The organism is Streptomyces sp. R28 (assembly GCF_041052385.1).
GTDB lineage: Bacteria > Actinomycetota > Actinomycetes > Streptomycetales > Streptomycetaceae > Streptomyces.
Window position 1 is genome coordinate 2679103 of the sequence record NZ_CP163439.1, and the last position, 11816, is coordinate 2690918.

General features: G+C 69.5%; 10 protein-coding genes. 3 read left to right on the forward strand and 7 right to left on the reverse strand.

The window, feature by feature from the left end; all coding sequences use genetic code 11:
* Positions 1-9: 9 nt before the first annotated feature.
* The gene (locus tag AB5J49_RS11750; RefSeq protein ID WP_369175105.1) at positions 10-738 is read left to right on the forward strand and encodes an amino acid ABC transporter ATP-binding protein; all 729 of its coding nucleotides are present in this window, start codon (positions 10-12) and stop codon (positions 736-738) included.
* A gap of 85 nt (positions 739-823) precedes the next feature.
* On the opposite strand, the gene aroQ is transcribed toward AB5J49_RS11750, so the two are convergent.
* On the reverse strand, positions 824-1297 hold the full coding sequence (gene aroQ / locus AB5J49_RS11755) for a type II 3-dehydroquinate dehydratase (RefSeq protein ID WP_369168523.1): 474 nt from the start codon (positions 1295-1297) through the stop codon (positions 824-826).
* Between the two features lie 106 nt (positions 1298-1403).
* Between aroQ and AB5J49_RS11760 the strand changes: the two genes are divergently transcribed.
* Both AB5J49_RS11760 and AB5J49_RS11765 read left to right on the forward strand, forming a co-directional pair.
* Positions 1404-2450, forward strand: a complete 1047-nt coding sequence (locus tag AB5J49_RS11760) for a S66 peptidase family protein (RefSeq protein WP_369168524.1) — start codon at positions 1404-1406, stop codon at positions 2448-2450.
* A gap of 62 nt (positions 2451-2512) precedes the next feature.
* Entirely contained in the window at positions 2513-3817 is a 1305-nt protein-coding gene (locus tag AB5J49_RS11765; protein ID WP_369168525.1) for an MFS transporter, read from the forward strand.
* Between the two features lie 19 nt (positions 3818-3836).
* On the opposite strand, the gene AB5J49_RS11770 is transcribed toward AB5J49_RS11765, so the two are convergent.
* The 6 genes from AB5J49_RS11770 to uvrB all read right to left on the reverse strand — a co-directional run bounded on the left by AB5J49_RS11770 (position 3837) and on the right by uvrB (position 11800).
* Positions 3837-4937: a calcium:proton antiporter gene (locus AB5J49_RS11770; protein ID WP_369168527.1), complete on the reverse strand. Its 1101-nt coding sequence runs from the start codon at positions 4935-4937 to the stop codon at positions 3837-3839.
* Positions 4938-5040: 103 nt separating this feature from the next.
* Positions 5041-5343, reverse strand: a complete 303-nt coding sequence (locus AB5J49_RS11775; protein WP_369175106.1) for a hypothetical protein — start codon at positions 5341-5343, stop codon at positions 5041-5043.
* A 139-nt stretch (positions 5344-5482) separates the two neighbouring features.
* On the reverse strand, positions 5483-6484 hold the full coding sequence (locus AB5J49_RS11780) for a TerC family protein (RefSeq protein WP_369168528.1): 1002 nt from the start codon (positions 6482-6484) through the stop codon (positions 5483-5485).
* A 225-nt stretch (positions 6485-6709) separates the two neighbouring features.
* A complete protein-coding gene (locus AB5J49_RS11785; RefSeq protein ID WP_369168529.1) occupies positions 6710-8797 on the reverse strand; it encodes a TerD family protein in 2088 nt (695 codons plus the stop codon).
* Positions 8798-8875: 78 nt separating this feature from the next.
* Positions 8876-9454, reverse strand: a complete 579-nt coding sequence (locus tag AB5J49_RS11790) for a TerD family protein (protein WP_369168530.1) — start codon at positions 9452-9454, stop codon at positions 8876-8878.
* Between the two features lie 198 nt (positions 9455-9652).
* Entirely contained in the window at positions 9653-11800 is a 2148-nt protein-coding gene (gene uvrB / locus AB5J49_RS11795) for an excinuclease ABC subunit UvrB (RefSeq protein WP_369168531.1), read from the reverse strand.
* Positions 11801-11816 lie beyond the last annotated feature (16 nt).

Below are 11816 nucleotides of genomic sequence, written 5' to 3' on the forward strand. Positions count from 1 at the left end.
GTGCTGCGCATGGAGTCCGTCCGCAAGACCTTCGGCGGCTCGGTCGTGCTGCGGGACGTCGACCTGGAGGTCGTCCCGCACACCGTGACCGCCTTGATCGGCGCCTCCGGCTCCGGCAAGTCCACGCTGCTGCGGTGCGCGAACCTGCTGGAGGACATCGACGACGGTGCGATCTGGCTGGACGGCGAGGAGATCACCGATCCGCGGGCCGACCAGGACGCCGTACGACGCCGTATCGGCGTGGTGTTCCAGGCCTACAACCTCTTCCCGCACATGACGGTCCTGGAGAACATCACCCTCGCCCCGCGCCGGGTGCACGGGGTGTCCCGCGCGGAGGCCGAGGCACGCGCGCGTGAGCTGCTGGAGCGGCTCGGGCTGGCCGAGAAGGCGGGCGAGTATCCGGACCGGCTGAGCGGCGGCCAGCAGCAGCGCGTAGCGATCGCCCGCGCCTTGGCCGTACGTCCCCGACTGCTGTTGCTCGACGAGATCACCGCCGCCCTCGACCCCGAGCTCGTGGGTGAGGTCCTCTCCGTCGTACGCGACTTGAAGGCTGACGGGATGACGATGGTGCTGGCCACGCACGAGATGGGGTTCGCCCGCGAAGTCGCCGACCAGGTCTGCTTTCTGGACGGAGGCGTCGTACTGGAGCGCGGCACAGCCGAGCAGATCTTCGGCGAACCGCGGCAGGAGCGCACCCAGCGCTTCCTGCGGCGAATCGTGGAGGCGGGGCGGCTGTAAGGACCGCTCGCCATGGTCGACGGGGCTTACACGTCCGCGGTCTCACACGTCCCCGGGACTTACACATGCGCCCCGCCCGGCCACGTCACGTGTTCGCCTGTCCCGCCCCCGCCAGCGCCGCGACCCGCTCCACCCCGAACACGTACCCCTGCACCCCGCACCCCGCGATGACGCCGTCGGCGCGCAGGGAGACGTACGAGTGGTGCCGGAACGACTCGCGCTTGTGGATGTTGGAGATGTGGACCTCCAACACAGGCAGTCCGTCACAGGTGTTGAGTGCGTCCAGAATCGCCACCGACGTGTGCGAGTAGGCGCCGGGGTTGATCACGATCCCGCTGTGGTTCAGCCGTGCCTCGTGGATCCAGTCGACCAGCTCGCCCTCGTGGTTGGACTGCCGGAAGTCGATCGTGCCGCCGTGCGCGGCCGCCGCCTTGGTGCACAGGGCCTCGACATCGGCCAGGGTCTCGGAGCCGTAGATCTCCGGCTGGCGCTGGCCGAGCAGGTTCAGGTTGGGGCCGTTGAGGATCATGATCGGGGCGTTGGCCAGGGTGCGGGGCACGGTTCCTCCGGTCCGTTCGGGGGTTCGGGCCGTCCGACGACGACCGCTGCTCAGACCCCGGTTTATCACGGTGCACGGACCACGCCATGAGCCATACCCTCCCGTTATGACCATGATCTCGTACCCTTCCAAGCCCTCCCCCGGCGACCGCATCGCCGTCATTTCGCCCGGTGCGGGCCTTCCCGGGCTCTTCCCCCGCCCCTACGAACTGGGCCTGGAGCGGCTGCGCAAGGACTACGAACTCGAGCCGGTCGAGTACCCCTCGACCCGCAAGATGGGCTCGACGCCGCAAGAACGCGCCGACGACATACACGCCGCGTTCGCCGATCCCGACATCAAGGCGGTCATCGCGTCGATCGGCGGCGACGACCAGATCACCGTGCTGCCGCTGCTGGACCGGGAGTTGATCCGCGCGAACCCGAAGCCCTTCTTCGGGATGAGCGACAACACGAACCTGCTCATGTTCCTGCGCAACACCGGCATCGTCGGCTACCACGGCGCGACCGTCATGACCGCGCTGGGCCGCCCGGTTGCCATGGACCAGTTGACCGCCGAGTCACTGCGGGCGGCGCTGTTCACGTCGGGCGAGTACGAGTTGAAGCCCGCAGGGCTCTGGAACGACATCAACCGTGACTGGGCCGACCCGGCGACCTTCGACGCGGAGCCGGAGATGCGACCCTCCGACGGATGGACGTGGGTGAACGCCGACGCAGTGGTGGAAGGCCGCAGTTGGGGCGGCTGTCTGGAGATCCTCGGCTGGATGCTGATGGCTGACCGCGAGATCGCACGCGATCTCTCGGAGTACGACGGCGGGGTGCTGCTCCTGGAGACCTCGGAGGAGATGCCGAGCAGCGAGGAGGTCTTCCGCACCATGCGCAACATGGGCGAGCGCGGGCTGCTCCAGCGCTTCTCCGCACTCCTGATGGGCCGCGCGAAGACCTGGTCCTTCGAGCGCCCCAACAGCCCCGAGGAAGCCGCTCGTTACGCGGCGGAGCAGCGCGAGGCCGTCCTGCGCGCCATGCGGGCCTACGCTCCCGACACCACGATCGTCTTCGACGTGGACTTCGGCCACACCGATCCGCAACTCGTGATCCCCTACGGCGGCCTCGTCCGCGTCGACGGCCCCGCCCGGCGCATCACCGTCACGTACTGACGAAGCCCCGGCGCGCCCGTACGCCCCCGTAACCCGCGGTCACTGTGGGTAGTTGACGCAGCATGCACGACTCACGCACCGTAAGGGCGCCCTCCATGCTGCGGCTCGCGGCCGCCTCGCTCGCCGGAACGGCCATCGAGTTCTACGACTTCTTCGTCTACGGGACCGCGGCGGCGCTGGTCCTGGGGCCGCTGTTCTTCCCGACGTTCTCGCCGGTGGCGGGAACCCTGGCCGCCTTCGCGACGTTCGGTGTCGGCTTTGTGGCGCGGCCGCTGGGCTCGGTGCTGTTCGGGCACATCGGGGACCGGCACGGACGCCGGCCGGTCCTCGTCGCCTCGCTGCTGCTGACCGGCACCTCCACGGTCGCGGTCGGCTGCGTGCCGACGTACGACACGATCGGTGTGGCCGCTCCCCTGCTACTGCTCGTGCTGCGCTTTCTGCAGGGGCTCGGCGTCGGCGGTGAGTGGGGCGGGGCCGTCCTGCTGACGGTGGAGCACGCGCCGGCCGAGCGGCGCGGTCTGTGGTCGAGCTTCCCGCAGGTCGGGCCGGCGCTGGGCTTCCTGCTCGCCAACGGTGTGGTGCTGGGGCTGTCGGCGACGCTGTCCGACGCGCAGTTCGCCGCGTGGGGCTGGCGTGTGCCGTTCTGGGCGGCGGGGGCGCTCGCCGTGGTGGGCCTGTGGCTGCGGTCGTCGCTCGCCGAGAGCCCCCGGTTCCTCGAAATCGACGACCCCGCGCGCGTGCCGCTCGCCGAGGTCGTGCGCGACCACTGGCGGCTCGTTCTGCTGACGGCCGGGGCGCTGTCGATCGGATACGCGATCTTCTACACCGTGACGACCTGGTCCCTCGCCTACGCCACCGAGCGGCTCGGTGTGGGCCGGGGCGTCATGCTGACCTGCATCATGTGTGCGGTGCTGGTGAAGGGTTCGCTCACCCCGCTGGTGGCTATGCTCGGCGACCGGTACGGGCGGCGGCCCCTGACTCTGATCGGGTGCGCTGCCGCCGCCCTGTGGATGTTCCCGCTGGTCGCGCTCCTCGCGACGGGCGAGCCGCTGCTGATGTTCCTGGGCTTCCTCGGGGCGATGCTCGCGTTCATCACGATGTTCGCCGTGATTGCCGCGTATCTGCCGGAGTTGTACGAGCCCCGGGTGCGCTGCACGGGCGCGGCGGTGGGCTACAACCTCGGCGGCGTACTCGGGGGCGCGCTCACGCCGATCGTGGCGACGGCGCTCGCCGAGCAGGGCGGTCGGGTGCCCTGGGGTGTGGGGGCGTATCTGACCGGGATCGCGCTACTCAGCCTGGGGTGCTTCGCGCTGCTGCCCGAGACACGTCCGGTGCCTGCTGTGGCGCCGGAGCCCGCCACCGGGTGACGGGCTCCGGACACGGCGGCTACGGATTGATCGCGAGCTCCAGATACGCCGCGAACAGCACCAGATGAACGCCTCCTTGGAGCGGCGTCGCCCGCCCGGGCACCACGGTCAGCGAGCTCACCACCACCGTCAGGGCGAGCAGCACCATGTGGGTGGGACCGAGGCCGAGGACCAGCGGGCCCGAAAGCCAGATGGAGGCCAGGGCGACCGCGGGGATGGTCAGGCCGATGCTGGCCATGGCCGAGCCGAGCGCGAGATTCAGGCTGGTCTGCACGCGGTCACGGCGGGCGGAGCGCAGCGCGGCGATCGTCTCGGGGAGCAGCACCAGCAGGGCGATGACCACGCCGACGGCGGCATGCGGCAGGTCGGCGGCCGCCACTGCGGACTCGATGGTGGGCGACACGCCCTTGGCCAGACCGACCACGCCGATCAGGGCCAGGCCCAGCAGCCCGAGACTGATCCTCGCCGTGCGGGCGGAGGGCGCGTGGGCGTGGTCGTCCACGGTGATCACCTCGCCCTGCCGGGTGATGGGCAGGAAGTAGTCGCGGTGCCGCACGGTCTGGGTCGCCACGAACAGGCCGTACAGGATCAGCGAGGAGAGCGCCGCGAACGTCAGCTGCACGCTGGAGAACTCCGGCCCGGGCTTGCTCGTGGTGAACGTCGGCAGTACCAGGCTGAGCGTGGCCAGGGTGGCGACGGTCGCGAGGGCGGCACCCGTGCCCTCGGGGTTGAAGACCGCCGTACGGTGCCGCAGCGAGGCGACCAGCAGGCAGATGCCGACGATGCCGTTGCAGGTGATCATCACAGCCGCGAAGACCGTGTCGCGGGCGAGGGTGGAGCTCTTGTCGCCGCCGTCGGCCATCAGGGTCACGATCAGGGCGACCTCGATGATCGTGACGGCCACGGCGAGGACAAGGGAGCCGAAGGGCTCGCCGACCCGGTGGGCGACCACTTCGGCGTGGTGTACGGCGGCCAGGACGGCACCCGCGAGGACCAGTGTCACCAGCGCGACGACGGCGCCAGGCAGGTCTCGTCCCCAGGTGAAGGCCAGCAGGACGACCGCGAGCACCGGCACGACGTACGTCCACTGGGTCGTGAGCGGCCTGAGCCGAGCGATCATGGAGCGATCGTCGCAGAGGCGTTGGGGGTTCGCATTCCGGTCCGGTCGGTTGTCAGGCGGCCCCGCGCCCTCGGGATGCGGGGCCCCTGTGGGTCGTATGTCGCTACGCGAAATCGGTCATCTCCTGTACGTCACAGTCCGTGAAGGACGGCGGACTGATGCACAGTGCGGCCATCTGCTCCGCGAACTTGGTCGTGTCGGGGTCGTCGCTGTTGCGCATGGCGTCTTCGTAGGAGTCGAACTCGATCACCACGAGGTAGCGGTTGGCCTGGCCCCTGTCCTTGAGGACGAGACGGCGCGTGGGGCCGCCGCTGCGACCCGCCAGGCGTTGTTCCGTCTCATGAGCCAGCTCCCGCATCTCGTCGATGCGCTCGGTCTCGAAGCCGATGATCTGCACGAACTTCATGGGTGCGTCCACTGGTGCCTCCGCCCGGCCGTGGTGTCCCCGGCCGGGAACACCCAGCACCCAACGAAGCACCGGGAGCGGTGCTCGGCAATTCGCTGGGCACCACTCCCGGTGTTGGTTCTTCCTACGTCCGACGTGGTCAGACGTCGATGCTGTCCTTCGGAGCGCCTTCGCTCCGCTCCTGCGCCGCCTCGGCTGCCGCCTGCTTCTTGGAGGCCCTCAGGCTGGTGATCGTGGTGATGACCAGCACCGAGCAGATCACGCCGAGCGAGACCGGAATGCTGATCTCGGGGACATGGACCCCGGACTCGTGCAGCGCGTGCAGCACCAGCTTGACGCCGATGAAGCCCAGGATGATCGACAGGCCGTAGCTGAGGTGAACCAGCTTCTTCAGCAGGCCGCCGATGAGGAAGTACAGCTGCCTCAGACCCATCAGGGCGAAGGCGTTGGCGGTGAACACGATGTACGGGTCCTGCGTCAGGCCGAAGATCGCCGGGATGGAGTCGAGGGCGAACAGCACGTCGGTGGTACCGATGGCCAGCATCACGACCAGCATCGGGGTCATGACCCGCTTGCCGTTCTCCTGGATCCACAGCTTGGTGCCGTGGTAGCGGTCGGCGACACCGAACCTGCGCTCGGCTGCCTTCAGCAGCTTGTTCTCCTCGAACTCCTCGTCCTCCTGGTCGGCGCGGGCCTCCTGGACGAGCTTCCAGGCGGTCCAGATCAGGAAGGCACCGAAGAGGTAGAACACCCACGAGAAGCTCGCGAGGATCGCGGCGCCCGCGGCGATGAAGATCGCGCGCAGGACCAGGGCTATGAGGACGCCGATGAGGAGCACGCGCTGCTGGTACTGCGACGGCACCGCGAACTTCGCCATGATCAGGACGAAGACGAAGAGGTTGTCGACGCTCAGCGACTTCTCGGTGATGAAGCCCGCGAAGAACTCACCGGCAGGCTGTCCGCCGCCGAAGACGAGCAGACCGAGCCCGAAGAGGCCCGCCAGGACGATCCAGACGACCGTCCAGATACCGGCTTCCTTGATTGATACGTCGTGTGGCTTGCGGCCGATGAAGAAGTCGACCGCGATCAGGGCGGCAAGGCCCACGATGGTCAGGACCCATAGGGTCGGGGAAACATCCACTGCGCCTCCGGCAGTACGTAACGGCAAATGTCCGCGTCGTCGCGCGCCGGAGGTCTCTTCCACCCAACGATGGGCCGACGCCCCGGGATCTGGCCGGATCCGTATTGACGGGTACGTCGCAGCAGACAGGGAGTACTCCCCTCCGTGCAATGAACAGTACCCAATCACCAAGGAAAGGTAAAGCGCTTGGCAAAAGAAGTGCCAAATGCGCAGGTCAGTGGCGCTTTACCTGTACTTGGCGTGGGCTGCGGCTGCGGCGACCTGCGTGAGGACCTGCTGGAGCACCTGGCTGCCCGACGGCACAAGCGGGGGCTCGTACGTCCAGGCGTGCCCCACCCACGGGTCGGCCAGGTGATCGTCCGACACCGGGGTCAGTCGCAGCAGCGAACGCCACAGCGGGTCGAGCAACGGGCCGTAGGCGGCGGCCTCCTCGCGGTCCGCGACCATCATCAGGTGGACGCCTACGGCCGGCCCCTCGTCCGCCAGGTAGCGCAGCTGGTTCACCGCCCGGTCGTCGAAGCCGTGCGGGAAGTCATTGACGATCAGCAGCTGCTCGGAGGTGTCGAAACTGGGCGGCAGGGAGTCGGGCGCACCGCCGCGCACCGCCATCTGCACCAGGTCGACGCGCTGAGTGAGCCGCGCGAGGACGTCGGCGACGCCTGCCGCGCCCACGGCGGGCGGGGCCGCGAGCACGCCGGTCTGCACCAGCGGAACGAGTGCCTGCGCGCCCGAACCGGCCGGGTCTATGACGTGCACGGTGAACTCGCCCGCCGGGTAGACGGCGAGCAGCCGAGCCGCGTGCGCCACCGCCGTCTCCATCGCCAGGCGACGCAGGTCGTGGGAGTCGGTGAACGATCCGTCCAGCGATCCGCCGCGTCCGCTGTCGATCCACAGGCCGCGCTCCAGCGGCAGCCTGACCAGCATCGGGATGCGCAGCTGGGCGCTCTCGGGCAGGTGGAGGTCGCCCAGGCGCAGCGCCATGGGGATCTCCATCGGCACGCGGTAGCCGTGCCAGACGGGGTTGTCCCAGCGCGCGTACGCGGCCGGCAGCGCGGGTTCGACGACCTCGGACTCGGCGGTGAGCTGGGTCAGGTCCCGGTCGAGCGTCGCCCTGGCCTGGTTGACGAGCTGGGCGTGCTTGGCCTGGGCCGCCTCGCGTGCGGCGTCTCCCTGTCCGCCGATCCGGCTGCGCGGGTCCGACAGGACCTGGTCGAGCTCCTTCTCCATGCGCGAGTCGGCGAAGTCGACCGCGCTGCGGTAGGCGGCGGTCGTGCGGGCCAGGTCCTCGAACATGCCCCACACCTGGTTGTAGAGCCGCTCGTCCATGGACCAGCCGGTGGCGTCACCCGCGACCGGCTGTGCGGGCTGCCCGGGCTGGGCCGGGGGCGCGGTCGGCGGGGGCGGCGGCGGAGCCGTGTTCTGGCGACGCGGGTGGCTGTAGTCGATCGGGCCGCCGGACGTGGGCGCGGGCGGCTGGGCGGGGTCGGTGGCGCCGGTTCCGCTCTGGTACGACGGCTGCTGCGCGGGCTGGCCCGGTACGCCTGGCGGCTGGGTGCCGTACGGGGAGGAGTTCGGCTCCGGTGTGGACGGCCCGGGCACCCCAGGCGTCTGGGTGCCGTAGGGCGACGTCGGCTGCGGCGGTACGGGGTCGGAGGCGCCCTGCGGTGCGGGGCCGCCCTGGTCCGGGCCGAGTGCCGGTGCGGCCGTCTGCCGGGAGCGGTCGCCCTCCGGCCGGGGCGGGGGTGCCGGCACCGAGCGGGCCACGCCCTGGGCCACCGCGTCGTTGATGCCGCCGGCGAGTTGCTGGGCCTGGGGCAGGCCCTGGTCGGTGAAGAGGGCGGCGAGGCCGCCGGCGTAGCCCTGGCCGATGGCGCGCACCTTCCAGGCAGCCTGGCGGCGGTAGAGCTCCAGGGCGACGACGGCCGACTCGGCCTCCAGGCCGGTGATGCTGTAGGAGGCGACCTCGGTGCCGTCGAGGCCGGTGACCGCGACGAAGGGGGTGGCGACGGCGCCGAACCGGGTCGGACCGGCGACCCCGGCGGGCAGGGCGAGCAGCACACTGACACGGTGGACGGCTTCGGGCATGGCGTCCAGGTCCACCGCGAGGCGATGGTCGGCGGCCGCCTGCCGGGAGACCTCGAGGCCGGGCAGGGTGGGAGCGCCGGGATGCGCCACCCATTCGACGCCGTGGATCCTGCCCTGCTCGTCGCCGAGTGTGGCTGCGGCCACGATCGGCGTGCCGGCCGAGACCCGGATCTCCAGACGGGCCTGGGAGAGCGGGTGGTTCTGCCCCCGCACCAGCTCGGCCGTCATGCCTTCGTCCCCCTGTGTCGCTTGTTGTGTTGTGTGCCGCTCGCCGGGCCGCCTGACAGGTCCCCAGGCCCGCAGGCCCTACAGGTGCGGCAGGATCGACGGCATCAGGTCCTGGAAGGTGCGGCCGTTGGCCGGCGTACCGAGGGCCGTCATCGTCCAGCCCGGGCCCGAGCGGTGCACCTTCGCCATGATCTGGGCCGTGTAGGCGCCGCCGCCCGCGAGGGTGTAGCGGGCCAGCTCCTGGCCGTTGGTCTCGTCGACCAGGCGGCAGAACGCGTTCTGCCCCTCCTGGAAGGTCTGGCCCGTGAAGGAGTTCACGGTGAAGACGATCTGGTCGATGTGGACCGGGATGCGGGCGAGGTCGACGAGGATCGCCTCGTCGTCGCCGCCCTGGCCGACACCGCCGACGAGGTTGTCACCGGTGTGACGGACCGAGCCGTCGTCGCTCACCAGGTGACGGAAGAAGACGACGTCGACCGGCTGCTTGTCCGCGAACAGGACCGCGGAGGCGTCGAGGTCGACCTCCCGCGTGCGCGAGCCGAACAGGCCGCGCCGGGGAGCCGACTGCCAGCCGAGACCCATGCGCACCGCGGTCAGGCTGCCACCGTCGTTCTTCTGCAGACTGATGGCCTGACCCTTGGTCATGTTGACGGTCACGTGCTGATTCCCCTCTCGAGCTGTCCCCTGTTGGCCGCGGACTCCGCGGATGACCAGAACCCTACGCAGGGGCACTGACAGTGCCGTACCCCGGTCCGCACTTTGTGTCGGTCTTGCAACACAGCGCGTGCGCGGTATGCCCTGCGAGGCCGTTCCGGGACGCCGGTTCCGGAGCGTGGACCGGCGCCCGTGGTCCCGTCAGGCCAGGCCCGCCTCCTTCATCTGGCGCAGTTCCTTCTTCATCTCGGACACCTCGTCACGCAGCCGGGCCGCGATCTCGAACTGCAGATCCGCGGCGGCGGCGCGCATACGCTCCGTCAACTCCTCGATCTGCTCGGCGAGATCGGCCGCCGGCCGGTCGGTCGGCACCGTCTCCTTGGCCTTGCCCTTGGTGGACTTGGCCGCCTTCGCGCCCTTGGCCGCCTTGCCACCGAGGGAGGGCACGGGGGCCTTGGTGCCGCGGCCGTCCTTCTTGGCGCGGTAGCCGGAGCCGAGCAGCTGCTCGGTGTCGACGTCCTCGCGGGCGATCTGCGCGACGATGTCGTTGATCTTCTTGCGCAGGGGCTGGGGGTCGACACCGTTCGCCTTGTTGTACGCGACCTGCTTCTCCCGGCGGCGGTTGGTCTCGTCGATGGCCTTCTCCATCGCCGGGGTGATCTTGTCGGCGTACATGTGGACCTGGCCGGAGACATTGCGCGCCGCGCGGCCGATGGTCTGGATGAGGGAGGTGCCGGAGCGCAGGAAGCCCTCCTTGTCGGCGTCGAGGATCGCCACCAGGGACACCTCGGGAAGGTCGAGGCCCTCGCGCAGGAGGTTGATGCCGACCAGGACGTCGAACTCGCCCGCGCGCAGCTCGCGCAGCAACTCGACGCGGCGCAGCGTGTCGACGTCGCTGTGCAGATAGCGCACCTGGATGCCGAGCTCCAGGAAGTAGGCCGTGAGGTCCTCGGCCATTTTCTTGGTGAGGGTGGTGACCAGGACGCGCTCGTCCTTCTCGACCCGTCCCCGGATCTCGTGGACCAGGTCGTCGATCTGCCCCTCGGTGGGCTTGACCACGACCTCGGGGTCGACGAGGCCGGTGGGGCGGATGATCTGCTCGACCTGGCCGTCCCCGCGGGAGAGCTCGTACTTGCCGGGGGTCGCCGACAGGTAGACGGTCTGCCCGATGCGTCCCTGGAACTCCTCCCACTTCAGGGGTCGGTTGTCGAGGGCCGAGGGCAGGCGGAAGCCGTGGTCGACGAGGGTGCGCTTGCGGGATGCGTCACCCTCGTACATGGCCCCGATCTGCGGCACTGTCACGTGCGACTCGTCGATGACGAGCAGGAAGTCCTCCGGGAAGTAGTCCAGCAGGGTGTTCGGCGCGGAGCCGGGCGAGCGACCGTCGAAGTGCATCGAGTAGTTCTCGACACCAGAACAGCTGCCGATCTGACGGAGCATCTCAAGGTCGTACGTCGTGCGCATCCGCAGGCGCTGGGCCTCCAGAAGCTTGCCCTGCTTCTCCAGCTCGGAGAGGCGCTCGCCCAGCTCCTTCTCGATGTCGTTGACGGCCCGCTCCATGCGCTCGGGGCCCGCGACGTAGTGGGAGGCCGGGAACACGTACAGCTGCTCGTCGTCGCTGATGATCTCGCCGGTGAGCGGGTGCAGCGTGGACAGGGCCTCGATCTCGTCGCCGAACATCTCGATGCGGACGGCGAGCTCCTCGTAGACCGGGAAGATCTCGATGGTGTCGCCGCGCACCCGGAAGGTGCCGCGGGTGAAGGCCAGGTCGTTGCGCGTGTACTGGATGTCCACGAATCGGCGCAGCAATTGGTCCCGGTCGATCTCCTCGCCGACCTTGAGGGGGACCATGCGGTCCACGTACTCCTGTGGAGTACCGAGGCCATAGATGCAGGAGACCGAGGCGACCACGACGACGTCGCGGCGGGTGAGCAGCGAGTTGGTCGCGGAGTGGCGCAGGCGCTCGACCTCCTCGTTGATCGAGGAGTCCTTCTCGATATAGGTGTCCGACTGCGGGACGTACGCCTCGGGCTGGTAGTAGTCGTAGTACGAGACGAAGTACTCGACGGCGTTGTTCGGCAGCAGCTCGCGGAATTCGTTCGCCAGCTGGGCGGCGAGCGTCTTGTTCGGCGCCATCACCAGGGTGGGGCGCTGGAGCTTCTCGATCATCCACGCGGTGGTGGCGGACTTGCCTGTGCCGGTCGCGCCGAGCAGGACGACGTCCTTCTCGCCGGCCTCGATGCGCCGGGCGAGCTCGGTGATGGCCTGCGGCTGGTCGCCGCTGGGCTGGTAGGGGCTGACGACCTCGAAGGGCGCCACCGTGCGTTCGATGCTGGAAACGGGCCGCATGGAATCAACCGTACGA